Source organism: Geobacter hydrogenophilus (genome assembly GCF_018501225.1).
Lineage (GTDB): Bacteria > Desulfobacterota > Desulfuromonadia > Geobacterales > Geobacteraceae > Geobacter > Geobacter hydrogenophilus.
Map to the genome: position 1 here is coordinate 14,776 of NZ_JAHCZI010000017.1, position 25,785 is coordinate 40,560.

Annotated in this window: 18 protein-coding genes; 1 reads left to right on the forward strand and 17 read right to left on the reverse strand. The window is 60.1% G+C overall.

Annotated elements, in window-relative coordinates; all coding sequences use genetic code 11:
- Nucleotides 1-177: 177 nt before the first annotated feature.
- The 7 genes from KI811_RS17420 to KI811_RS17450 all read right to left on the reverse strand — a co-directional run bounded on the left by KI811_RS17420 (nt 178) and on the right by KI811_RS17450 (nt 9,981).
- Nucleotides 178-1,503: a succinyl-CoA:cyclohexane-1-carboxylate CoA transferase gene (locus KI811_RS17420; RefSeq protein ID WP_214187744.1), complete on the reverse strand. Its 1,326-nt coding sequence runs from the start codon at nt 1,501-1,503 to the stop codon at nt 178-180.
- A 593-nt stretch (nt 1,504-2,096) separates the two neighbouring features.
- Nucleotides 2,097-3,896: a sigma 54-interacting transcriptional regulator gene (locus KI811_RS17425; RefSeq protein ID WP_214187745.1), complete on the reverse strand. Its 1,800-nt coding sequence runs from the start codon at nt 3,894-3,896 to the stop codon at nt 2,097-2,099.
- Nucleotides 3,897-4,073: 177 nt separating this feature from the next.
- Nucleotides 4,074-4,931 (reverse strand): amidohydrolase family protein, encoded by an 858-nt coding sequence (locus KI811_RS17430; protein WP_214187746.1) that lies wholly within the window; start codon nt 4,929-4,931, stop codon nt 4,074-4,076.
- 41 nt (nt 4,932-4,972) lie between these two features.
- Nucleotides 4,973-5,809 carry an enoyl-CoA hydratase-related protein gene (locus tag KI811_RS17435; protein WP_214187747.1) on the reverse strand — a complete coding sequence of 279 codons (837 nt, stop codon included), beginning with the start codon at nt 5,807-5,809 and terminating at the stop codon, nt 4,973-4,975.
- 65 nt (nt 5,810-5,874) lie between these two features.
- Nucleotides 5,875-7,074, reverse strand: a complete 1,200-nt coding sequence (locus tag KI811_RS17440) for a thiolase family protein (protein ID WP_214187748.1) — start codon at nt 7,072-7,074, stop codon at nt 5,875-5,877.
- Between the two features lie 34 nt (nt 7,075-7,108).
- A complete protein-coding gene (fabG, locus tag KI811_RS17445; protein WP_214187749.1) occupies nt 7,109-7,852 on the reverse strand; it encodes a 3-oxoacyl-[acyl-carrier-protein] reductase in 744 nt (247 codons plus the stop codon).
- A 155-nt stretch (nt 7,853-8,007) separates the two neighbouring features.
- A complete protein-coding gene (locus tag KI811_RS17450; RefSeq protein ID WP_246551852.1) occupies nt 8,008-9,981 on the reverse strand; it encodes an FUSC family protein in 1,974 nt (657 codons plus the stop codon).
- Nucleotides 9,982-10,203: 222 nt separating this feature from the next.
- Between KI811_RS17450 and KI811_RS17455 the strand changes: the two genes are divergently transcribed.
- Entirely contained in the window at nt 10,204-13,413 is a 3,210-nt protein-coding gene (locus tag KI811_RS17455; RefSeq protein WP_214187750.1) for a sodium:solute symporter family transporter, read from the forward strand.
- Here the strand turns inward: KI811_RS17455 and KI811_RS17460 are convergent.
- The 10 genes from KI811_RS17460 to KI811_RS17505 all read right to left on the reverse strand — a co-directional run bounded on the left by KI811_RS17460 (nt 13,410) and on the right by KI811_RS17505 (nt 25,681).
- Nucleotides 13,410-14,354, reverse strand: a complete 945-nt coding sequence (locus KI811_RS17460) for an acyl-CoA thioesterase (protein WP_214187751.1) — start codon at nt 14,352-14,354, stop codon at nt 13,410-13,412. The genes KI811_RS17455 and KI811_RS17460 overlap by 4 nt on opposite strands.
- A 25-nt stretch (nt 14,355-14,379) precedes the next feature.
- Nucleotides 14,380-15,159: an IclR family transcriptional regulator gene (locus tag KI811_RS17465; protein ID WP_214187752.1), complete on the reverse strand. Its 780-nt coding sequence runs from the start codon at nt 15,157-15,159 to the stop codon at nt 14,380-14,382.
- Between the two features lie 71 nt (nt 15,160-15,230).
- On the reverse strand, nt 15,231-17,207 hold the full coding sequence (locus KI811_RS17470) for a (Fe-S)-binding protein (protein WP_214187753.1): 1,977 nt from the start codon (nt 17,205-17,207) through the stop codon (nt 15,231-15,233).
- Between the two features lie 39 nt (nt 17,208-17,246).
- Complete coding sequence (locus tag KI811_RS17475) at nt 17,247-18,593, reverse strand: FAD-binding protein (protein ID WP_214187754.1); 1,347 nt, start codon at nt 18,591-18,593, stop codon at nt 17,247-17,249.
- Nucleotides 18,594-18,613: 20 nt separating this feature from the next.
- Nucleotides 18,614-19,426 (reverse strand): electron transfer flavoprotein subunit beta/FixA family protein, encoded by an 813-nt coding sequence (locus KI811_RS17480; RefSeq protein ID WP_214187755.1) that lies wholly within the window; start codon nt 19,424-19,426, stop codon nt 18,614-18,616.
- A gap of 69 nt (nt 19,427-19,495) precedes the next feature.
- Nucleotides 19,496-20,386, reverse strand: coding sequence for a succinate--CoA ligase subunit alpha (gene sucD / locus KI811_RS17485; RefSeq protein ID WP_214187756.1), 891 nt, complete (start codon nt 20,384-20,386; stop codon nt 19,496-19,498).
- A gap of 13 nt (nt 20,387-20,399) precedes the next feature.
- Nucleotides 20,400-21,563 (reverse strand): ADP-forming succinate--CoA ligase subunit beta, encoded by a 1,164-nt coding sequence (gene sucC / locus KI811_RS17490; RefSeq protein WP_214187757.1) that lies wholly within the window; start codon nt 21,561-21,563, stop codon nt 20,400-20,402.
- 322 nt (nt 21,564-21,885) lie between these two features.
- Nucleotides 21,886-23,877: a heterodisulfide reductase-related iron-sulfur binding cluster gene (locus tag KI811_RS17495; RefSeq protein WP_214187758.1), complete on the reverse strand. Its 1,992-nt coding sequence runs from the start codon at nt 23,875-23,877 to the stop codon at nt 21,886-21,888.
- 47 nt (nt 23,878-23,924) lie between these two features.
- On the reverse strand, nt 23,925-24,707 hold the full coding sequence (locus tag KI811_RS17500; protein ID WP_214187759.1) for an enoyl-CoA hydratase/isomerase family protein: 783 nt from the start codon (nt 24,705-24,707) through the stop codon (nt 23,925-23,927).
- A 128-nt stretch (nt 24,708-24,835) separates the two neighbouring features.
- A complete protein-coding gene (locus KI811_RS17505) occupies nt 24,836-25,681 on the reverse strand; it encodes a 3-hydroxybutyryl-CoA dehydrogenase (protein WP_214187760.1) in 846 nt (281 codons plus the stop codon).
- Nucleotides 25,682-25,785: the final 104 nt, after the last annotated feature.

Consider the following 25,785-nt stretch of genomic DNA (forward strand, 5'->3'; position numbering starts at 1 on the left):
CGCTACGCGGGAATCGCAGCATATCATAAAAATAAAAAACCCGGAGCATTTCTCTGCCGGGCCTCTCCATGCGTGTCCGTCAAAAAAAATGCACCATACGCCGCAGGAAAACTGCTTCCGGGCGTACGGTGCTTGGTCCCAGTCCGGGAGGGTACCGGGCCAAATCTATTATTGCTGCTAGATCCTGTTCATTCTCCGGGCTGCCTCCATGAGCTCGCCCCTGAAGTCGGGATGGGCGACATTGATCAGGTTCATGGCCCGCTGCCTGGCTGTCTGGCCCCGGAGCTTGGCAACCCCGAACTCGGTGACGACATGGTCCACATCGTTTTTGCTGGTGGTGATGGAAGCTCCCGGCGCCAGTGTCGGCACGATGCACGATACCGTTCCGTTCTTGGCAGTTGCCGCCGTGCAGATGAAGGCCTTGCCACCACGGGATCTGTTGGCGCCGCGGGCAAAGTCGGCCTGTCCGCCGGTGCCGCTCCACTGCAGGTGGCCAAAGGATTCGGAGCAGCACTGCCCCAGGAGATCCACCTGGATGGTGGCGTTGATGGCGACCATGTTGTCGATCTGGCCAATGACGTACGGATCATTGACGTAGTCCACGGGATGCATCTCGATCGTCGGGTTTTCGTTCATAAAATCGAAGACTTTCCGCGTCCCCAGGGCAAACGTGCCGACGGTCTTGCCGCGGTGAAGGTTCTTGCGCGAATTGTTTACCGCGCCGGCGAGCATCAGGTCGACGATGCCATTGGAAATCAGTTCGGTGTGTATTCCCAGATCCTTCTTCTTGAGCAGAGCATTACAGACTGCGTTGGGAATGCCGCCCCACCCCATCTGGACCGTGGACCCGTCATCGATCATTTCCGCTATGTAGCCGCCTATTGCCTCTTCGATGGGAGAGATGGGTGGAATATCCTGCTCCTTGAGGGGCTCGTCGCACTCAATGATGTGAGTAACTTCCGAAATATGGATATGACAGTTGCCGTGGGTACGGGGGCACTGGGGGTTCACCTGTACCACAACCTTGCCGCCGGTCTGCACGGCTTTTCTAATCGCCTCCATGGTATAGCCCACGGAAAGACTGCAGGTGAAGTAGCCGTACTCGTCCATGGGGGAAACCACCGTCCCCGCCACGTCAACGGGCCAATACTCCCTCATAAGCTTGGGAACCTCGCTGAAGTGGTTGGGGACAAAGTCGGCCCATCCCTTCTGGACCGCCTCGCGGGAAACGTGGCTGGTGAACCAGGCGTTGACCTTGATGTGGGGAACGGAGTCCTCGGTAAAATAGTCGGGGCAGAGGTGATGCTGCTGGTTGACAACAACTCCTTCCAGTTCGCGCTTGCGTGCCGCCAAGGCTTTCACGAGAAGAGTCGGCTCCCCCACGCCAAGGGGAAAACAGAGGTGGTCGCCAGACCTCACGATTGATGCTGCTTCCGCCGCTGTACAGAGTTTCTGCTGGTATTCCTGCTGGAAATTCTTTTTGCTCAGTGTGACGACGTTCATGACCGTTACCTCCCTATGTGAGTATGTTCTGATGGACTGGACACTTCACTGCACCAATCGCATATACATCCTTCGGGACATTCTCCATTCGCGGGCGATGTCCCCTCAGCGCCAAACATCGATACACTACCTATAGCAATCTCAATACCAAACAATGTTATTTTTTCAAAAAGCACGATGCCGTCGCTAATGCGCTGTAAATCCACAGGATTATCAAACACCCTTCAATTATTAAATAATCTCTAACATTTATGCAGTAAACCACCGTTGTCACAGGACAGATGGTAATTAATTGCAACAACCGTAAAGATCATCGTCAATCCAATAAAAACTCATTTGTTTACAGCCTAAGAAACAAATGTAAACGACTGTTGTCACTACTCTGTTTGCGCGCTATCTCGCGGGAATGGTACGGACGCTTTATCAAATCCAAGCCCCTATTCAGGCAAGCAAGGTGTTTTGCCTTAAAACATTGTTTATCGGATTCAGGAGGGGATGTATGGAGAAATCGGAGGACAAGTAAAAGCAGGCGGGGGATCGGGGAAACCATCAAGTGGCAACATGATTGAGATTCGTAATAATGGATGGGACATTCAGCTCGGACAGCCATCATCGCCGGCATGCTTATGCAGTTTTTTGTAGAGTCCCTGCCGGGAGATTCCCAGCAGATGGGCGGCGTGGACTTTGTTCCCATGACTGAGTTCGATTGCCTCATGAATGAGGAGTTTTTCAAAGTCGTCGATAATCTGGCTGATGTCTTTTTGGCCGAGGCTGGCGCGGATAAACTCCTCGGCTCCCGAGGCAGCGACACGGGCGGACTCAATACCTTCGCGGGGAAAGAGCCGGCAAAGCTGGTCGGGTAAATGCTCTCTTCGGATCAGAGGCCCGACAACCACGTTGAAAGCGCTTTCTATGACGTTGCGGAGTTCGCGGATGTTCCCGGGCCAGTCGTAGCGGCTGATGATGTCCCACGCGTCGTCATCAAGTCCCTGCACGTCAAGGCCGAATTCGGTGTTGAACTTGGAGATGAAGCTGCTGATGAGCAAGGGTATATCTTCCCTCCGCTCCCGAAGCGGAGGGATGGCGAAGGTGACCACGTTGAGCCGATAGTAGAGGTCTTCCCGAAATTTCCCCTCCTTTACCTGCTGCTCCAGGTTACTGTTGGTCGCTGCCACCACTCGGACATCAACACTCCTCGAAACCGTGCTCCCCAGCGGCGTCAGCTCCCTCTCCTGCAACAGCCGCAGCATCTTGGCCTGCATATAGAGCGGCATGTCGCCGATCTCATCAAGGAAGATGGTGCCGGTATGGGCCTGCTCGAACCTCCCGAGCTGCCCCCCCTTCTTGGCACCGGTGAAGGCCCCCTCCACATAGCCGAAAAGCTCCGACTCCAGAAGGTGTTCGGGGATGGCCGCACAGTTCATGCTGACAAATGGCGCATACCGCCGGTTGCTGGCGGAGTGAATGGCGTGGGCGAAAAGCTCCTTGCCGGTCCCGCTCTCCCCCCGCAGGAGAATGTTGGAGGTTTTGAGGGCGACTCGCTGCAGGGTCTCCTTCAACTCCACGATCTTTCTGCTCTGACCGACGATACTGTTGATATCGTACTTGAAGTGGATCTCGGCCCCCGTGGTATGTCGCTGCTGTTTCTGCGGTTCCGCGGCCTGAAGCCTGTTGGCGATGAGCGTGATCTCCCGTATGTCGCTGAAGAGGATCTTTCCCACGCAACCGATGACCCTCCCCTCCTTGATAAGCGGGAAGATACTGGCGTAAACCTGCTTGCCGTTCAGGTAATGGGCAACCCCGATCTCGGGCTTGCCGGTTTCCATAACCATCGGCATGCGCGAGGGCTGGGAGGTAGTAGTGTAGGCTTGGCGAATGTGCTTGCCGATCATGGCCTGAGGGGTCGTGTCGAACAGCTTGGCGAAGGACTGGTTGACCAGGACCACAACCCCTTTGCGGTCGACAACGATGATGCCGTCATGGTCAAAATTAAGGAAGGAATTGGTGGAGCGAAGAATCTCGCCCAACTCGTCAGTCGAGTTGGTGAGGTCGTCGGGGAGCATTCTGATGAGAGAGAGTGTCCCCCCCACGATCCGGTCGCCATCGACGATCGGCACGTAATCGCAGACTATGGAGCCTGTCTTCGCCTTTATGACCTGGTTGCTGAAACTGATGCCACCTCGCATGAGGTTGCCGAGGTTCGCCAGATCGATCACATCGCCGATTCTCTTTCCCAGCAGGGGTTCAGGAGCTTCCCCTAGCAGTCTTCCAGCGGTCTCGTCGAGAGAAACAATTGCGAGGTCGGTATCTATCCTGAGAACCCCTGCGCTGCCGGACTCTGCCAATGGGTTCCCGTTCGACCCAGCCAGTGCGTTATCATCGGCACATTTCATGAAAAACCTTCCCCTCGCTCACCCGACACACCAATCATCACATATTGAAAATTATTAACCGGGATCGCGACAGCGTTTATTCCAGGTTATCTTTCTGCACAATATAATTGAGTTTATGCAAGAGGTTAGACAATTGTCAATTAATAAAACATTATTTCACCTAAATGCATGCCCATATTATACGGCAGATAATGCCCGCCCCAGGAACCTTGCAGGATTACCGTTGAACACCTGGGTTTCATTATCTTCGGGCAATCTCAGCTCCCTGACCATGCTGATGTAGTCAAGGGCAGCGCCGGCCTGGTAGAGAAAGGTATCAGTTCCGAAGCAGACCCGGTCGGGATAGTGCATGATAAAGTCGCGGTAGCCGGCAGGATTGCTCCGCATGTATGGCAGGAGACCGGCAATGTCGGTAAAGATGTTGGGATAGCGGTCGAGAAACGCACTGAACGCCTTGCGGCCGATCCCCAGGTGGGGGAAATTGACCCGTACCCGGGGGAAATCGTCCAGAAGGTCTTTCATCACGTCGCCGTACCGGCGGGCGTCCATGTGGTAGAGCAGCGGGAGATCATGGTTCTCGGCGTAGGCAAACAGGTCCCATTCCCTGCGACGATACTGTTCGAGACTGATGCCAAGGGTATCCGGCACGTTGCCGACACCGAGGTCGTTCTCGTTGTCAGGGAGATAGATCCCCTTGACCCCCTTGAACCCCTGCCCCATGTACCCGTCAAGGGCTGTCGCTACGTCGCCCCGCAGGTAGCGCGTATCGACGAACGGCAAGAGGGCGTGATCCACGGATTCCGCGAGCGCCAGCAAATCATCCGCTTCGTTGAAATGGGGATCCCCATGATTTTCGACGTAATCGGGAATCAGGTTCCAGGTGGTTTCAGGATCCGGGTGGGTATTCACCAAACCAGCGACAACCATCCGCCTGAGCCCTTCACGGCGCAGTAGGGCCATATCGCGGGCAAGAGCCGCCTCCTGCTGGCGTCCCACAAAGCAATGCATGTGGACATCGATAATCTCAGAGGTCATAATCGCGCTCCCGGCCGTAGAATATTCAGCACGGGCGGCCACTACCGCCCGCTGTAGCGGGGCGCCCGTTTTTCCAGAAAGGCCGTGACCGCCTCCAGATGATCGTCAGCATGGTGGGCCATGGCCTGGAAACAGGCGGTCGCATCGAGGAAATCCGGCAGGTCGCTGCGCTGGGCCAGTTTGAGCAGACGCTTCATGAGGCGCAATGCCTGGGGAGGTTTGGCGGCAATCTGACCGGCCAGCTCCCGTGCCCGCGGAAGCAACTCCTCCGGTTCCACGACCTCCAGGAACAGGCCCAACTGCTGCGCCTCCGCCGCCTTCATGACCCTTCCGGTGAACAGCATCTCCGCGGCCCGCTGGTACCCCACGAGGCGTGGCAGGAACCAGGCGCCACCATCCCCCGGAATGATGCCGAGATTGATGAAGGTTCCGCCAATCAAGGCCTTGTCCGAGGCGATGCGGATATCGCACATGCAGGCCAGATCGAGACCGGCCCCCATGGCCGGGCCATTGACGGCGGCAATGACCGGGATCTCCGCCCGGTGGAGGGCCAGCGGAACCTGCTGGATGCCGCGCCGGTACTGGTCCTGGACATCGACGGGCCCGCCGGCGAAGATGCCGCTCTTCTCCTGCATCTCCTTGACATTGCCGCCGGAAGAAAACGCCGCCCCCGCGCCGGTGACAACCAGCACCGAGACTTCCGACGAGGTGTTGGCCCACTGCACCGTCCGCACGATATCATCGACAAGGGTTGTTCCGGTCAGGGCGTTGCGCACATCGTCCCGCTGGAAGGTAAGGAGAGCTACCCCCCCGTGCAGCTCCAGGGAGGAATCCTTCAACTGCGGCACAGCCGCAACATTTAATACTTCACCGTTCATGCTGGATATCAAGCTCCCATAAAAAAAGAGGTGGCATGATCTCCATGCCACCTCCCATTGCTCACTTACACGCGTTCAAAGATCGTCGCAATTCCCTGTCCGACACCGATACAGAGGGACACGAGACCGTAGCGGGAGCCACGGCGCTTCATCTCATGGACCAGCGTGGCGGTGATCCGGGCGCCGGTGGAGCCGAGGGGGTGGCCGATGGCAATGGAGCCGCCGTTGACGTTCACCTTGGCCGGGTCAATCCCCAGTTCACGGATGCAGGGGATGGACTGAGCGGCAAAGGCCTCGTTCAGCTCGAAGAGGTCGATATCCTCGATCTTCAGGCCTGCCCGTTGCAGCACCTTCTGGACCGCCGGGATGGGACCGAGCCCCATGTACGAGGGATCGCAGCCGGCAACCGCGCTGGCCACGACCCTGGCAAGGGGCTTGTAGCCGAGCTTCTTGGCGGTTTCGGCCTCCATGAGGAGGAGCGCTGCGGCGCCGTCGTTGATGCCGCTGGAGTTGCCGGCGGTGACGGTGCCTTCCTTTCTGAAGGCAGCCGGCAGCTTGGCAAGCTGCTCCATGGTGACGTCGTTGCCGCGGGGGAATTCATCCCTGGAGACGATGATCGGGTCCCCCTTCTTCTGGGGAATGACCACGGGAACGATCTCGTCATTGAACTTGCCGGCCGCATCGGCGGCAGCCCATTTGCGCTGCGTTTCCAGGGCAAAGTCGTCCTGCTCCTGGCGGGTGAGGCCATACCGCACCGCCACGTTCTCGGCGGTTTCGCCCATTCCTTCCTTGGCATAGGGTTCAGTCATCTTCGGATTGGTGAACCGCCAGCCGATAACCGTATCAAACACCTTGATGTCTCGGGAAAAGGGAGATTCGGACTTGGCCATGACAAAGGGAGCACGGGTCATGGATTCGGTGCCGCCGGCAATGAAAACATCCCCTTCGCCCACTTTGATCGCCTGGGCCGCGCTGTTGATGGCATTCAGGCCCGAGGCACAGAGACGGTTGATGGTCTGCCCCGCAACCGAATACGGCAGACCGGCCAGAAGCGCCGCCATCCGTCCGACGTTCCGGTTGTCCTCGCCCGCCTGGTTGGTGCAACCGAGCACCACGTCCTCGACCAAGTTCGGATCGAGATTGTTACGCTTCACCAGTTCGGAAATACAGTGGGCGGCCAGGTCGTCGGAGCGGACGTTTTTCAGGGCGCCGTTGAATTTCCCCACCGGAGTACGGACAGCATCGACGATTACTGCTTCACGCATTGGAACCTCCATCGCTTTGCGAATTAAGAGTTAATTAGATGTACTGGCCGCCGTCCACCTTGATGCATTCGCCGGTGATGTGACGGGACTTCTCGGAGCAGAGGAAGGTGACCAGCCAGGCGACTTCTTCCGGCTTGCCCATGCGGCCAAGGACGATGTCGGCCAGTGATTTCTGTTTCACGTCTTCCGGCAGGGCTGCCATCATCTCGGTCTCGATGAGGCCGGGGGCGATGGCGTTGCAGTTGACGTTGGACTTGGCCAGTTCGCGGGCAAGGGCCTTGGTCAGGCCGATGATGCCGGCCTTGGCGGCGGAGTAGTTCGTCTGGCCGAATTTGCCGCGCATGCCGTTGATGGAGGTGACGTTGACGATCTTGCCGCTCCCCTGCTCTTTCATAAGCGGTGCCACGGCGCGGCAGTAGTTGAAGTACCCCTTCAGGTTGATGGCGAGGCAATCGTCCCACTGCTCCTCGGTCATCTTCCAGATGACGGCGTCGCGGTTGACGCCGGCGTTGTTCACCAGGATGTCGACGCTGCCGAATTCGGCAACGACTTTGTCCACCATCGTCTGGGCATCCTTGAAGCTGGCAACATCGGCCTGGACCGCTATGGCCTTCTGCCCCATCTTATGGATCTCCGCACAGATGGCGTTGGCCTCTTCGCTGTGCTTGCGGTAGTTGATGGCGACGTTGGCACCGCTTTTCGCCAGGTCCAGCGCTATGGCGCTGCCGATACCAAGACTAGCCCCGGTAACAATTGCATTTTTTCCTTTGAGCTCCATGTCTTCCTCCTTTTTGACTCTTCTGGGTTGGTGTTGTTATTCGGCATCCTGCTTCTGGGCCGGGCGTTCAAAATTTAAGCATTATGGTAAATAAGTACTGCAATACCTATTTTATGTCAACAAAAATTTACGCCTCTTATCTGGGACACTAGCAATTATTCAAAACAGACGCGTTCGTCTCCAGGAGGCACTGCTGCACCGGAAATAACTTGTTGATTTTCCTGGCTTCGAGGGTTGAGGTGGCAATAGTGGGGGCCAAGTGCCGCACAGAGTCTGGCAGCCGCGCTCTCCAGCACCGGGAGACTTCCTTCCGGTCGCTGCAGAACAGAAGCTATTTGAGCCACGGTCTCCTGATATGCCCCATGGGGCTCCGCAGAAAGGAGGCCATTATTTTCCAATTCCTTCCGGCGCTGGATACACCTGCCGATGACCAGTGCCGCCAGTCCTCCCTCCACCACCACAAGATGGTTGGCGTCGAAGCTCTTTGCCATGGCGACCAGGCGGATGACACGGTGATGAAGGCGCGCCAGCAATCGCTCTGCCATGAGGGAGGATTCACTCTCTGCCATGGCGTGAAGGTCCCGCACAATGGCACTCAGAAGGGAACGCATCCGCATTGCCGGATTGATCGGCATCAGGTAGTGAAACGAAGCCCAGGCAATCCCGATACCGGCAACGGTGGCAAAGGCGCCGGTCAGCAGGTCATAAGCCGTACCGGTGAGCGGGACGCCGGGTTGCTCGACGAACATGAAGATGAGCGTGGCGTCAGTGGCGGCAGCCACCGTTTGTCGATACTGCATGGCGAAAACGCCGAGAAGGATCAACGGAGCGATTACGGCTCCTTCAACGAGGGGATTGGTCACCCCCGGCAGCAAAACCAGCCGGCAAAAAAGAGCAGCCGCGGAACCAATCGAGGCGCCGACAAAGACGTGAACCAGTGTATCGGCGGGAAAATCCCGCGTGGAAAAGAGACTGACCATGATGGATGCGGGCATCAGCATCACTGCCCCCTGCTTCCACCCGGTCACCTGCCAGATCAGCCCCACGGTGAGGATAGCGACAGCGGCTCGCAGCGCAGCCCTCTGCCCCGCACTCCAATCCCGATGGCGAATGAGCCGACTCGCGCTTTCCTCTTCGGGTATGCCGGGCGCAGTATCGAACGCCGACAGAACGAGTCGAAGGGCCGACACGAGGTCTGTCAGCGCCTCCCCCAGAATGGGAAGATTGGCCACGGTCTCGGTCGCAATCTCCTGGAGATCGTCGATGCATGACGCGGCAGTCGTGTCTCCTTTCAGGTTGCCGGCAACCTCCTCAAGGCGCAGGACACGTTGGCTCAATCGATCGTCGCTGGAGGCATGCCGACCGCTTCCCTGGGCAACCGACCGACCGGCGGCCAGAAGGGAGAGAAGCGAGGCAACGAGACTTTGAATGTGGCGCTTTTTCCTCTTGAAGCGCAGCGACCCCGCCCCAACAACATCGATGAGGCTTTCGATCTCTGCGATCTCCAGCAGAATTTCCTGTTCCAGCCGCGCCTGGCTACTCTCGCCCCCATGACGCAGCAGCAGCGCCAGCCACGCGACGGCCTCCCCGGAAACCCGGCGCAGTCGGTCCACATAGTCGTCCTTCGGCTGGCGGGGGGTAAACAGGAGCGTGACCGTCGTCGCGACCATGATTCCGACGATCGTCCCGGCGATTCTTCCGAAGGCGAGGTCATGGAGATGGAGGGGGGTTTGGTAGGCGCGGGCGCCAATGATGGCACAGGTACAACCGGCCAGAAGAATGGCGTAGGAGCGAAGGCCATAGATCAGGTTGCCGATGCCGACACACCCTGCCAGCCAGAGGGAAAGCGCAAGGGTGAGGACCAGAGGCGACGTGACGTGCAGCATGAGCAGCAGCCCTGCCGCGGCCCCGATGGCCGTGCCGACGAGGCGGTAATAGCTCTTCTCCAGCAAAAGCCCCCGTGTCGGCTGGATCACGATGATCGCCGTCATTGCCGCCCAGTAGGGAGACTCCAGACGCAACAGCACGGCTACCGCAAGGGAAATGAGGGCGGCAGCGGTACCGCGGACCGCGAGCATCAGTTGTGGCCGCTGGAGGACGAGTTGCCTGCGTACGGTAAGGGTAAGCATGTCAATCACATTGTCTTTGTGCATGAAATATAGTTAGCATGCATTCTATTTTATTGCTATCTTTTTAATCCCTTGAGGACGGTTCATGACAACCCACCATTCTGTGATATTAGGTAAAGACACCCGACTGCTTCCAAGGGCCGACCGATTCCGGTCCGCTTGCCTGGATGCCCGGAATGGATGAAGCGCCACAGAAGACTCGGCAGAGAGGGAATCCCGAGGATGATCCCGATTGAGATCGTTTCCACACTATCTCTCCTTTATATTGGCCTTCTGTATGCCGTAGCCTATTTTGCCGACAGACGGCATGAGGCCGGCCGGAGCATCGTTGCCAACTCCTTCGTCTATTCCCTCTCCCTGGCCGTCATTTACACATCATGGACCTTTTACGGTTCCGTGGGACGGGCCGCCACCAGCGGCATCGAATTCCTCACCGACAGCCTAGGGATAACCCTCATGGCCTTCTGCTGGTGGTTCCTGCTGCGGAAGATGGTGCGGGTCAGCAAGGAGCAGAACGTTCGCAGCATCGCCGACTTCATCTCCAGCCGCTACGGAAAGTCACCGCTCCTGGGGGCGATCGTCACCATTATCGTCATTGCGGCGTTCCCTCCGTACATTGCCCTGCAACTCAAAGCAGTGGCCCACACCTTCGATCTCCTCACAAAACCGCCCCACATCGCCGGCAGTCTGAACAATCTCATCCCCGCGCTCCCCCCTTTCGCGGATACCGCCTTCATCGTCACCCTGTTCCTCGCCCTTTTCGGCGTCCTGTTCGGAGCGCGGCACCTGGACGTCTCCGAGCGCCACGAGGGGCTGGTTGCCGCCATCGCCCTGCAATCGGTGGTCAAGCTCGTCGCCTTCGTCACCGTCGGTATTTTCGTCACCTACGGCCTATTCGACGGCTTCGGAGACATCTTTTCCCGCTTCGCAGCCCAATTCCCCGACCGGACGAAGCTCTTTCTCGTGGGCCCCTCCCATGTCACCCATTCCCAATGGTTCTCGCGATTATTCATGATCATGATTTCGTTCATGTTCCTCCCCCGCATGTTCCATGTCATGGTTATCGAGAATGCCGACGAGGGGCACATTAAAGACGCCATGTGGCACCTCCCCACCTATGCCTTTCTCCTCGCCCTGTTCGTGATGCCCGTAGCCCTGGGAGGCATCATCCTCAGCGGAGGGGATACCGCCATGGCCGACTTTTTTGTTATCCACCTCCCCCTGGAGTCCGGTCATCCCTGGCTGGCCTTGCTGGCTTTCATAGGAGGCTTTTCCGCTTCGGCGGGAATGGTCATCGTCGAATCGGTGGTGCTCTCCACCATGATTCTCGACCATCTGGCCTTGCCGGTGATTCTGAAGCTCAGGCTGGAAGCTTCGGACATATCGAGGGTGCTCCTGAACACAAAACGGGCGGGGATCATTGCCGTCGTCTTTTTCGGCTACCTCTACTACCGGTTCATCAGCGAATCATACGCACTGATCAACACCGGTGTCGTCACGTTCATCGCCGTGGCCCAGTTCGCGCCGTCCGTCATCGGGGGGCTCTTCTGGAAGCGTGCAAATCGTCGCGGGGCGCTGACCGGTATCGTGCTGGGATTCGTCGTCTGGTTTTACACCTTGCTGATTCCCCTCTTTGTCAACTCGGATTGGCTGCCTGGCGATCTTCTTGATAACGGCCCCTTCGGCCTCGGATTCCTGCGCCCCCTGGAACTGTTTGGCCTGAGCGGTCTCGACATGATCTCCCACTCACTGTTCTGGACCCTGTTCTTTAACCTGGGGGCCTTCATTGCCTTTTCCCTCCTGAGCGACCCGGACGACAGCGAAACCGAACAGGCAGTGAAATTTGTGGATGTTTTCGAGGTGCGCGAAGAGCCGGTCACGCGCAAGAGGATGAGCAAGTCATTCGCCGTCGTGGAATTCGTGGATCTGATGACCAAGTTCATCGGCCAGGACCAGGCCCACGCCGCCATCGCCCGATTCCTTGAACACAAGCAGATCGATGAAAAAGGAAGCCTCTCGGAATACGAGCTTCCTATCCTGAAACGGTATACCGAGAAGGTTCTGGCCGGTTCGGTGGGGGCAGCATCGGCAGGGATCATCGTGGACAGCTATCTGGCTGCGCGGGGAAGTGAACTTGAGGACGTTTTCGACATTTTCGGCACGGTTTCCCTCAGCCGCACCGCCAGCAGGGAACAGCTTGGTGTTCTCTACGAAGCTGCGCGGTTAGTGGCAGGAAAGTCCGACCTGAAGACCATCCTTGACAGCATCCTTGAGCTTCTCCAGCAGCAGTTCAAGTTCGACACGTGCGTTATCCGCATTCTTGACGAAGAAATGAAGACACTTACCGTGCAGAGCCAGAAGGGGATGAGCTCCGATCACCTGAATGAATCGGATCGTGAGTTGAGCAGGGGAACATACTCCGGCGAAGCATTCCTCACAAACTCCGCCGTAGTGGTCAACGATGCGGATTCCATGGACAAGCCCGCCTCCGCCCTGGTCGCGCGACGTGAAGGAATCAGGTCATTTGCCCATGCCCCCATCACGGTCGAAGGGAAACCCGTGGGTATTCTGTCGGCCTTCTCAAAGTCGAGGAAGGGGATCTTCACCGACGAGTTCGTTGAACTCTTCACCAATCTGGCGGGACAGATCGGGATAGCCCTTCGCAACGCCCTCCAGGCCGAGAAGCTGATCCAGGCGAAGGAGCATGAAAAGGAGATGCAGATCGCCCGGACTATCCAGATGGGGCTCCTGCCGACGCGGGCACCGGATGTGGCGGGAATATCCCTGGCGGGAACGTGTGTCCCAGCCCGGGAGGTGGGGGGAGATTACTACGATTTCCTGGCACGCGGCGCCACGGGTCTCGACCTGGTCATCGCCGACGTATCGGGTCACAACGTCGGTGCCGCCCTCCTCATGGCGGAAGTGCGCACCATCATCCAGGCAGAGGCGAAGATCGTCCGGGGTCCCGGCGAGATACTGGGCGTCCTCAACGACTTTCTCTACGAAGACCTCACCCGTGCCGAACTCTTCATCACCATGTTCTACCTGAACTACGATGCCGGGACGCGGCTGCTTTCCTTCGCCAGCGCCGGTCACAATCCGCCGATACTCAGGAGGTCCGGTTCGCGGGCCTGTGAGTACCTCGACGCGGAGGGACTCATTCTCGGCATCAAGAGAAAGATCGCGTTTGAAGAGAAACAGGTGCGACTGGAACCGGGAGACATCCTCCTGCTCTATACCGACGGCATCACCGAGGCGGCAAATCCCGCCGGCGAACTGTTCGGCGAGGACCGGCTCTGTTCCCTTCTCGCCGAGTATCTCGCACTCCATCCCCAGCAGATTATCGACAATCTCCTCGCCGAGGTCAGATCGTTCGCCGCAAACCAGAACCTGACCGATGACGTCTCCCTGGTCGTTCTGAAGGCACTCTAAGAGGCCGTGGCAGGAATTATACTCTGATCGCAGAGCGCCTGATAGGCGAGGATCCGGCTCCGCATGTCGTCGGGAAACGGTATCACCTTGAAGGAGCCGGTTTCCTCCGAGATGTAGCAGGCCGACATCTCAGCATGGAAACAGGGCTCACCCCGGTCATCATACCCGGCAACCTCATACCCTATGCTCGATTTCCCCAACCGCGGAATCCCGACCGCCATGGTGATTACCTGACCGGGGACAAGGGGGGCCAGCCGCTCGCACCAGACCTCCCGGAAAGGGGCTCCCCTCTGGAGGATGCACTGCTCCCGCCATGAAATGCCCAGGGTCTCCCGGTACCACTCCCCCGCCGCCTCGACGGCGTAGTTGAGAAGTCGCGGAGCGTAAACAGTGCCGGAAAGCGTGCAATCCCCATAGGCCACGCGACGCCGGACGGTAAAGGGGACCCCATCGGACTGCACTCGGGAGGGGAACGGTTCGCCGCAAATCCTTTGAGCGACAGTACCCGGCTCCCCGTCTGCCTGCTCCAGACAGGCCTCAATCCGCTCGCGGTAACGGGGCGGAATCGGAACCGGTGCGCGGTTCCGCCCCGCGCTGAATTGCGCCACGAGGGTGGCCCGAAAAAAGACGCCGCCGGAGTCGTCCTCTCCGGCGGCGCTAAAAGTCACTGAGGAGCGGTCGACAGCGGTCGCCCTTACCCGCACATACACTGTCTGGTCGGCAATCACCGGCCGGAAGTACTCGCACCCCATCCGCACGAACGTCACATCGAGATCGTGCCCCTGGAGCAGATCCGGCCAGGAGACGCCAAGCACATCCCCGTACCAGGCCTCGACGGCCTCCACGGCGTAATCGACAGCCCGCGGCGTGAAGTAGATGCGGGCGGAGTCACAGTCTCCGAAATCGACTTTTCGTCGATAGGTAAACAGTGTCCCGGACACGCGCGCCTCCCCATGAATACCCATTTCAGAAATACCCGAGCTGGCTGGAAATTTCCTCAGCCCCTTTTTTCGCGAGGGGGATGAGCACCTCATTGATCCGCTCTTCGCTGAACCGCGTGATGGGGCCGGGAAGAACAACTGCCCCGATGACATTGGAACTGTAATCGTGAACAGGAGCCGCGACGCAGGTGACTCCCACCTCCAGCTCTTCCCGGCTGACGGCGTACCCCTGCTCTTTCAACGGCTGGAGGTGCTCCAGAAATGATGCCGGATCGGTGATCGTAGAGGGGGTGTTCCGCTCAAGCTTGTGCTCCGCAAGAAACCTTGCCACTTTGTCTTCCGGGAGGTGGGCCAGCTGTATCTTCCCGGCCGCCGTGCAATAGGCGGGAAGCCTCATGCCGATGGGGGGTACGACCCGCACCGGCTGGCTGCACTCCACCGCATCGAGGCAGACAATGGAAAAATCCCTCAGAACCGTCAGGCAGACCGTCTCGTTGCTCTCCCTGACCATGGCCTCCAGGGTTGGTCTCGCCCGGCTGACGAGCCTCATCTGCCGGGAAACCATCCGGCTGAGGTGAAAGGCCTTGAGGCCGAGCCGGTAGCTGCCGGTGGTCGAGTTATGCTCGATGAACCTGCGGGACTCCAGGGTCGCCAGCAGCCTGAACACGTTGTTCTTGGGAAGCTGCAGACGCCTCCCCAGCTCGCTCAGGCTCAGCTCGTTGACATCCCCCCGGAACTGCTCCAGCAGCTCGAAGGCGTGGTCGACCGATTTTATCACAGGAACCGCTTTGCTTTTTGTCTTCATGGTTCGTGTTCCCTCCGGCTGTCAGGAACCGTACGACGAAGCAATCCCCCGGCAGAGCCGGGGGATTCCCCTTACGCCATGGCCTCGGCCATCACCTCGGCGATGTCCTTCACCCGAACCTGCTCGGCCCCTTCGTCTTTCAGGCCGTCCTCCATCATGGTCATGCAGTAGGGGCAGCTGACGCAGAGGGTGTCGGGCTGTTGCTTGAGGGCTTCTTTCACCCGTTCCAGGTTGATCCGGCTCCCGATCTGCTCCTCCATCCACATGCGGCCGCCGCCGGCGCCGCAACAGAAGCCGTTCTCCTGGTTGCGCTCGAACTCGACCGGAGCCTTGCCGGTTGCCGCCTTGATCACCGCCCGGGGAGCCTCGAAGGTGTCGTTGTGCCGCCCCAGATAGCAGGAGTCGTGGAAAACAATCTTCCCCTGGTCAGCCTGTTTGGGGAGCTTCAGTTTCCCCTGCTCCACGAGCTTTGCAATCAGCTCGCTGTGGTGGAGCACTTCCACCTCCAGCCCGTACTGCTTGTAGTCGTTCTTGAGGGTGCTGAAGCAGTGGGGACACTGGGTGACGATCCGGGTGACACCCCGCTCCTTGAAGAGGGCCACGTTCTCCTTGGCCATCTTGTCGAAGACGAACTCGTTCCCCAGACGCCGCACGCTGTCGCCGCAGCACTGTTCTTCACGCCCCAGGATTCCCCAGGAAACCCCGGCCTTGTCCAGGATCGTGGCCAGGGCCACGGTGACGTGCTTGGCGCGGCTGTCGAAGGAGCCTGCGCACCCCACAAAGAAGAGATAGTCGGTCTCCCCGGCCTTGAAGGGGCGCTCGCCCAGCAGCGCGGCCCACTTCCCCCGGTCCGACGGGGCGATCCCCCAGGGGTTGCTCCGCTGCTCCATGTTCTCGAAGAGGTTCAGGAGTTCCTCGGGGAACCGGGCCTTCTCCTGGACCAGGTGGCGGCGCATCTTGATGATCTTCGGCATCTGCTCGATGAGGACCGGGCAGACGCTCGTGCAGGCGCCACAGGTGGTGCAGGACCAGAGGGCATCCTCGTGATTGGACCCTTCACCCTGGGGACCGATCAGGGGGACAACACCCCGGTCGCCATGCTTCAGAGCCGACCCGTTATCGAGCAGGTTTACCTTGATGTCGTGGACAATGCGCCGGGGGTTCAGGGGCTTGCCGGTGTTGTGGGCCGGGCAGAGGTCCTGGCAGCGGCCGCATTCGGTGCAGGAGAGGCTGTCGAGGAGATCCTTCCACGAGAACTGTTCCACCTTGCTCACCCCGAAGCGATTCCCCACCTTGAATTCTTCCCGGGGCTGGACATTGGGCTTGTCCAGGCTCCGGAAGTAGCAGTTGGGGATGGCGGTAAGGATGTGCATGTGCTTGCTGCGGGGGAGAAGGTTCATGAAGAGGAGGAGCACCACGGCGTGGACCCACCACGATACGGTGGCGATGCTCTCCAGGGGCCTTCCGGAAAATCCGTCCAGGAAGGTGGCAATCGCGGACGATACGGGCTTCCAGTTCCCCGGCTGCCCCATGGCGATCTGGGCGGCATTGAGGAGAAAGAAGGCAACCATCAGCGTGGCGATCATGGCCAGGATGAGAAGGGCCTCGCCGCTTCTGGGCGAGGTGTAGTCGTTCCCCAGGTACGCGGGAGGAAAGAGGACCCGCCGCACAAAGGCAATCGCCACGCTGACCAGGGCCACCAGCGACACGATGTCGAAGAGGAACTCAAGGCCGTGGTGGAGCGGCGCCGGCAGGGCCGCCAGGCTGAAGCTCGGAAAGAGCCCCTCCAGGAGAAACGCACCGTTGGCCACCAGCAGGAGCATGAACGCCCAGAAGAGGAAGAAGTGATTGAAGCCGTAGGGCCTGGCCAGAACCCGCTTCTGGCCGAAGGCATAGGAGAACATCCCTGCCAGCCGCTCAGCCGGGTTGTCGAAGCGGTTCTCGGAAGCGCCGACGGCAACCAGCTGCAGGCGCTGATAGCAGCTGAAGCAGAAAGTCGCGACGGCGACCACAAAGAGCGGAATGAAGAGCGAGTGGTTGATTGCCATGATACACCTCACAAACGATATTGCGATGACGGCGCAGAATCAGACCGCGACCCGGTCGGGGATGACACCGCCGCGCTGGCCCTTCAGATTGCGGACCTTGCGGATGATTGCCGGAACGATCTGGAACAGATCGCCGACAATGCCGTAGGTGGCCACCTGGAAGATGGGGGCCTCGGGATCGCGGTTGATGGCGATGACAACATCGGAGTCCTGCATCCCCACCAGGTGCTGGATTGCCCCGGAGATGCCGCAGGCGACGTAGATCTTGGGACGGACGGTCTTGCCGGTCTGGCCCACCTGGCGGCTGTGGGGCATCCAGCCGGCGTCAACGGCACTCCGGGAAGCGCCGACCACCCCGCCCAGCTCGTCGGCCAGCTCTTGGAGCATGGCGAAGTTCTCCTTGTTCATGAGGCCACGCCCCCCGGAGACGATAATCTCGGCGCCGGCGATGTCGATATCCTTGCCGCCCTTGTCGCTCAAGACCTCGATAACCTTGACCAGCACATCCTCCTCGCGGAGGTTGTACTGCTCGCGCACCACTTCCCCGGTCCTCCCCACCTGAAACTCGGGCATGGGCATGACGTGGGGACGGACCGTAGACATCTGGGGCCGGAACCGGTCGCACATGATGGTGGCCATGATGTTGCCGCCAAAGGCGGGGCGGGTCTGCATGAGGTTGCGCTTGTCGTCGATGCCGAGCCCCGTGCAGTCGGCGGTGAGGCCGGTCTTCACCACGGTGGCCACGGCGCCTGCCAGGTCGCGCCCCTGGCCGGTGGCTCCCATGAGGATGATCTCGGGCCGGTGCTTGTTGATCAGGTGGCAGATGGCGTCGGTGTACGGCTTGGTCCGGTAGTTGGCGAACACAGGGGCATCGAGGGTGATGGCCTTGTCGGCGCCGTAGCCGAACGCTTCGTCACAGAGGTGTTCCACCTTGTGACCGATGATCACCGCGGAGAGTTCCACGCCGAGGCTCTCAGCCAGTTCCGCACCGGTTCCCAGAAGCTCCCAGGAGACCTTGGCGGCCTCGCCGTCGTACTGCTCGATGAATACCCAGACGCCCCGATAGCGGGCGAGCATCTCCCGAAGCTGTTTCTCCCCTTCGTCAACCTCTTCCTCGACGGCGCCGTGCTGCTTCTCCCACTGCTTCAGGAGCTCCAGTTCCTCGGGAGTGTAGAACATCTCCAGGGCGCCGGCCGCGCAGACCTTCACGCACTTGGCGCAGCCGATGCACTTCTCGGCAAGGACCGATGGTTCACCGACGGCATTCATCTCGATGCCGTCCACCGGGCAGGAACTCTCGCACCGGGCGCCGCAGGCAATGCACTTTCCCTCGACGATGCGGGCCTTGCCGCGGGGCTTCTTGATTGGCTTCTTCGTTTCAGTCATTGTCATTCCCCCTTCACATCTCACACTGCCAAGAGATCCTTGCTGAGCAGCTTGTCGATCAGGAGGTTGGCCGTCCCCTCCGGATCACCGACACCGTCGCCGATGATCTCCCCCTTGTCCCGCTCCGGGGAGAAAATCTTGCTGACCCAGGTGGGGGAACCCTTCAGGCCCACCGTTTCCACGTCGAGCTTGAGAACCGAGTTGTCCCATACCTTGACTTCGGTCTCCTGGGCCGCAAGGCGCATCGGCACCGTTGGATAGCGGGGACGGTTCAGTTCCCGGACCACGGTAATGACCACGGGCAAAGGAGCCTCGACGATCTCGTGCCGCCCTTCAAGCTTGCGCCGCACCCGGATCACATTGCGCTTCAGATCGAGGAACTCGATCCGGTCCACCAGGGTGAGCTGGGTATACCCAAGGCGCGTGGCAATGCCGGGACCCACCTGGGCGGTATCGCCATCGATGGTCTGCTTGCCGCAGAAGACGATCCCCACCGATTCCTCGGCTCCCAGCTTCTCGATGGCCGCCGAGAGGACGTTGCTGGTGGAGAGGGTATCGGCACCGCCGAAAGCGCGGTCGGAGAGCAGAATCGCCTCGTCAACGCCAAGGGCGCAGGCCTTCCGCAGGGTCGCCTCGGTGTTCGGGGGCCCCATGGAGATGGCAACCGACCGCAGACCGTAGCGGTCCTTGAGGTTCAACCCCTCCTCCAGGGCATGGGTGTCGTAGGGGTTGACGATGAAGGGGATCCCTTCCCGGACCAGGGTGTTGGTCACCGGGTCGATCTTCACCTGGGTGGTGTCGGGCACCTGTTTGATGCAGGAGATCACGAGCATAGAACTTCTCCTTGGGGTTCGCGGCTCGTGCAAGACTGACCCGCGGTAGCCTTGCACGAGCCTCGTTCGTTAAACCGCTATCTTCAGCCCGCCGGGCTTGTACACTTTCAGGAGCGCCTTGGCCATGTCGGCCGGGCTTTGGGCCACGCTGATGCCGCACTCTTCGAGGATGGCGACCTTCTCCGTGGCCGTCCCCTTGCCGCCGGCAATGATGGCGCCGGCGTGACCCATCCGTTTCCCCGGAGGAGCGGTGATCCCGGCGATGTAGGCTGCCACCGGCTTGGTCATGTGCTCCTTGACGAAGCGGGCGCCCTCCTCCTCGGAGTTGCCGCCGATCTCACCGATCATGATCACCGCCTCGGTGTCCGGGTCCTCCTCGAACATCCGGAGCACGTCCACGTGGTTGGTGCCGTTCACCGGGTCGCCACCGATGCCGACGCAGGTGGACTGCCCCAGACCAACGTTGGTCAGCTGCCAGACCGCTTCATAGGTGAGGGTGCCGGAGCGGGAGACGACCCCCACTTTCCCCGGCTTGTGGATGTAGCCGGGCATGATGCCGATCTTGCACTCTCCCGGGGTGATGACGCCGGGACAGTTGGGGCCCACGAGGCGGGTCTTTTTCCCCTGCATGTACTGCTTCACTTTCACCATGTCGAGGACCGGGATTCCCTCGGTGATGCAGATGGCCAGCTCGATGCCGGCGTCAACCGCCTCCATGATGGCGTCGGCCGCAAACGGCGGCGGCACGTAGATGACCGAGGCGGTGGCGCCGGTGGCATATACGGCCTCCCGCACCGTGTCGTAGACGGGGAAGCCGTCGATGACCGTCCCCCCCTTGCCGGGGGTGACGCCGCCGACCATTTGCGTGCCGTACTCCCGGGCACCCTGGGCGTGAAAGAGGCCGGTGGCGCCGAGGCCCTGGGTGATGACTTTCGTGTCCTTGTTGATAAGAATGCTCATCTCTCTCCCCTCCTCAGGCGGCAACGGCCTGGACGATTTTCTGTGCTCCGTCGGCCATGCCGTCGGCGGCCACGATGTTGAGGCCGCTTTCGGCCAGCATCTGCTTACCAAGGGCCACGTTGGTCCCTTCGAGCCGCACCACGAGCGGCACCTGGAGCGATACCTGCCGGGCCGCCTCGATGACGCCGGTGGCGATGACGTCGCACTTCATGATGCCGCCGAAGATGTTGACGAAGATCCCCTTTACGTTCTTGTCGGAGAGGATGATCTTGAAGGCCTCGGTGACCCGCTCGATGGTGGCCCCGCCCCCCACGTCCAGGAAGTTGGCCGGCTCGCCGCCGGAGAACTTGATGATGTCCATGGTAGCCATGGCGAGGCCCGCGCCGTTCACGAGGCAGCCGATGTTGCCGTTGAGGGAAACGTAGGAGAGGTCGTGCTGGGAGGCCTCAACCTCGTTGGGATCCTCCTCGTCGTAGTCGCGCATGTCGGCGATCTGCAGGTGCCGGAAGATGGCGTTGTCGTCAAAGCCGAATTTGGCGTCCAGGGCCAGGAGATCCCCTTCTTTGGTGACGACCAGGGGGTTGATCTCAAGAAGCGAGCAGTCGCAGGCGATGAAGGTGGTGTAGAGATTCTCCAGGAGCTTCTGCGCCTTGGGAAGAAGCTTCCCGGTGAGCCCCAGGCTGAAGGCCAGGTTGCGGCACTGGAACGGGGTCAGCCCCACCAGGGGATCGATGGCTTCCTTGAAGATCTTCTCCGGGGTCGTTGCCGCCACTTCTTCGATATCCATCCCCCCCTCGGTGGAGGCCATGACCGTCACCTTTGACGTGGTCCGGTCCACCAGGAGGCTTACGTACAGCTCCCGGTCGATGTTGCAGCCGTTCTCCACCAGGACCCGGGTGACGACCTTGCCGTCAGGACCGGTCTGATGGGTGCGCAGGGTCATGCCGAGCATGTTCCGGGCGATGAGCTGCACTTCCTCGTTGGTGCGGGCCAGCTTCACCCCCCCACCCTTGCCGCGGCCACCGGCGTGGATCTGGGCCTTCACCACCCAGGGGCCGTCACCGAGACGCTTGGCCCATTCACGGGCGCTGGCGCCGTTATAGCAGACGTGCCCATCGGGGACGGGTACGCCGAATCTGCGTAGGATTGCTTTTGCCTGATATTCGTGGATGTTCATCCGATTCCTCCCGCGAGTCAGTTTTTTAATTCACGTATCGCAGTACCAATTTAGCAATACGGTACTTCAATACCGATTTAATGGCAAGCAAAATTTTTTCACTTTTCATGGCGGCATATGGAAGTGACCATCAGTGCAACAGAGGGCGAGATTTGTCCTATTGCATCGATAGCCATGCATGGGAATGGCAGGGGAGCTGCTTGCCCCGCCCCATCGGGGTACGGCAAGCAGCTCCCGTTCATCAGGGTTTGAATTCATCGCATTCTCCCTGGAGCTACTCTTGAGACTCCTGCAAACAACAGCCTTGTAGGAGCCTCATTTCTCAGGCAATCACCCTTTCCACTAGGATCTCAGCGATATCCCGGGGAACGAGCTTCCCTTCCAGCTCCGCCCCCTTGATCCCGTCCTCGAACATGGTGAGACAGAAGGGGCAGTTGGAGACGAGGGTGCCGGTGCCGGTTTCCGCCGCCATCAGGGCGCGCTTGCCGCTGATCCGGCTCCCCAGTTTCTCTTCGGCCATGATCCGCCCGCCGCCCGCGCCGCAGCAGAACCCCTCCGCCCTGCTCCGCTCCATCTCGCGGATGGTGCCGCCCGCTGCCGCCACCAAGGCCCGCGGTTCTTCATAGAGGTCGTTGTGGCGGCCGATGTAGCAGGAGTCGTGGTAGGTGCAGTCGAAGCCGTCGGCCTTCACCTTGAGTTTCCCTTCCTGGATGAGGCGGTTCAGGAAGGTGGTGTAGTGCTCGGTCTCGATGCTGAAGCCGAGATCACGGTAGTCCTTGGTCAGGGTGTTGAAGCAGTGGGGGCAGGCGGTCACGACCTTTTTCACTTTGTACGACTCCATGGTCTCGATGTTCTCGGTGGCCATGGACTGGTAGAGGTATTCGTTCCCTAGTTTCCGCATCGGCTCGCCGCAGCACTTCTCCTCCTTGCCGAGGATGCCGACCTTGACGCCGGCCGCGGCGCAGAGTTGCACGAAGCTGGTTGCGACCTTGATGTTGCGCTTGTCGAAGGAGGCGTAGCAGCCGACAAAGTAGAGGATGTCCACCTCGGCGTCGTCGGAGAGGCGCGTGACCGGGAGCCCTTCGGCCCAGTCGCCCCGGGAGGCGAACGCCAGGCCGAGGGGGTTGCCGTTGACCTCGGTGTTATCCATGGCCACCATGACCTCTTCGCCGGGGAATTCCCCTTCCATCAGCACCATGTTGCGACGCATGTCCACGATCTTTCCCACGTGCTCGATGCTTGCAGGGCAGATCTCCTGGCATGCCCGGCAGGTGGTGCAGGACCAGAGGGCGTCCTTGCTCACGGTCTCGATCAGGTTCGCGTCCGGATTGGTGCCAGCCACCTCACCCAACTGGTTGATGACCTTCATGGGGGAGAGGGGCTTTTCGGTGTTGTGGGCCGGACAGCGGTCCTGGCAGCGCTTGCACTTGGTGCAGGCGTCGGTGTCGAAGATGTCTTTCCAGGTGAGATCCTTGATCTGGGCCGCGCCGAAGCTCTCGGCGTCCTCGCTCTCCATGTTGAGGGTGACGAGGGCACCCTTGGGGCCGAGGTCGGCCAGGAAGTAGTTGGCGCTGGTGGTGAAGATATGACGGAACTTGGTGAAGGGAATGGAGCAGATAAAGCCGATGACGAGGGCGAAGTGGAGCCACCACATCCCCTGGTGGAGTCCCCGGAGGGAACCCTCACCCATGCCTGAGAGTCCCTTGGCCACCACGAGTCCGACGGGCGACCACGCCGCCAGGGCCATGTTGTTGGGGAGTTCGGTCACGGCCATCCGTGCCCCTTCGATGACAAAACCGGTGATGAGAATGGCGAAGAGGAGGCCGTGCATGATGGCGTCGTCGCGGGTGGTTTCAAGCCCCTCGGGGCGCACCAGATAGCGGCGGACGAAGAACCCGGCCAGCATGGCAATGGCCACGAGGCCGGCAAGGTCGAGCACTGCCGAGAAGACGAGGTAGAAGTCCCCGTGAAGGAAGCGGAACCCGAACAGAAGATCGGTGAAGTCGGCCTGGGCAGCCACGAAGCAGGTGCCGATGAAGAGGAGGAAGAACCCCCAGAAGAAGAGCCCGTGGGCATAGCCCGGCCCCTTTACCTTCAGCACCCTGCTCTGCAACAGGACGTTCTTCAGGAGGTTTTTGATGCGCACATCACGCTGGTCAAAGCGGTTCAGGGGCTTTCCCTGCTTGTAGATATTCAGCCGCTGCAACCCGCTTCGCACCAGAAATCCCAGGGCGGCGAAGGTGAAGAGATACATCGGTATGAGGACCGATGCCCCGTGGCCGATATTCCAATAGAGTTCGCGGGTAGCTTCCATGGCTCAATCTCCAATAGTGTTGATAGGTTCACATCTCGAACAAACTCTTACGACCCGGTAAAGTTCGGTTTCCGCTTTTCCACAAAGGCCCCCATCCCTTCCTTCTGGTCACAGGAGGCGAAGAGGGAGGCGAAGAGAACCGACTCGTAGTCCATGCCGTCCGGTTCCGTCATATCGAGGCCCCGGCGGATGGCTTCCTTGGCATGGGCGACCCCGAGGAGGCCGTTGCCGACAATCCTGGCGGCTGTCTCAAGCGCCTTTCCCACCAGTTCCGCGGCCGGGAAGACGGCGTTCACGATCCCCCACTCCTTCGCTTCGGCTGCGGAGAGCATCTTACCGGTAAAGATCAGCTCGTTGGCCCGGCTGCGCCCCAGGAGCCGGGCGAACTTCTGGGAACCGCCGAACCCGGGCATGATCCCGAGGGTCACCTCCGGCAGCCCCATCTTGGCGTTGTCCGAGGCGTAGATGAAGTCGCAGGCCAGGGCCAGCTCCATCCCTCCCCCCAGGGCAAACCCGTTGACGGCGGCGATGACCGGCTTGGGCATGGCGCCGATGAAGTTCACCAGCCTCTGTCCCGTGCGGGCGAAAACGAGGGCCTGCTGGGCGTCCATGACCGCCATCTCGGCGATGTCGGCGCCGGCAACGAAGGCCTTCTCGCCGCTGCCCGTGATAACGATCACCTTGACAGCAGGATTGGCGTTCAACGCCTCGAAGGTCTCCTGCAACTCGGCAATCACCGAGGTGTGAAGGGCGTTCAGCACCTTGGGCCGGTTGATGGTCAGAAGGGCCACGCCATCCTTTATGTCAACTAGCAGATTCTCGGTTCCCATGGCATATCTCCTTTTCACCCCCCTGCTCGCTTTGCTCGCTTCCCCCCTACAAGGTAGGGGGGATTGAGGGGGGTCCTTCTGTCCTGACTTACGTGCCGACAAACCGCCTGTACGCAGTCGCTCGCAAGTCAATACGTGTAGAATCCCCGACCCGTCTTACGGCCCAGATACCCGGCCTCCACCATCTTGACCAAGAGCGGACAGGGGCGGTACTTGCTGTCCTTGAATCCCTCGTGGAGCACGTTCATGATGGCGAGGCAGGTATCGAGGCCGATGAAGTCGGCCAGGGTCAGGGGCCCCATGGGCTGATTGGTGCCGAGCTTCATCCCCTTGTCGATGTCCTCCACCGTGGCGATCCCCTCAAAGAGGGCAAAGGCCGCCTCATTGATCATGGGGATGAGGATGCGGTTCACGATGAAGCCGGGATAGTCGGCGGAGACCGCCGTCTCCTTGCCGAGCCTTGCCACGAGAGCCGTGGTGGCGGCAAAGGTCTCGTCGCTGGTGGCGAGCCCCCGGATCACCTCCACGAGCTGCATGACCGGCACGGGGTTCATGAAGTGCATGCCGATGACCTTGTCGGGCCGGCCGGTCACCGCCGCAATGCGGGTGATGGGTATCGACGAGGTGTTGGAGGCGAGTATCGCCCCTGCCTTCACGATTCCATCCAGCTTTCTAAAGATCTCCAGCTTCAGGGCTTCCTTCTCGGTCACCGCCTCGATGGCCATGTCGCAGTCGGCCAGGTCTTCCATGGCTTGGGTGGTGCGGATGCGCCCCATGATGGCCGGGATAGCGGCGCTTTCCAGCTGCCCCTTCTTGGCCTGACGCTCCAGGTTTTTTTCGATGCCGGCCACAGCCTTGCCAAGCTGGGCCTCGGCGATATCGAACAGCACCACCTCTATTCCCTGCTGGGCCAGGACATGGGCGATGCCGCTCCCCATCTGCCCAGCGCCGAGTACTCCGGCTTTATTGATCATCACATCCCTCCAGGGTTGCGTGTGAAATTTCGAAAACGACAATTTATCGCAAGATCAAGGCTGTCGAGGGATTGCGCGGAGGCGTAGCAGCGCTACGTCGCACA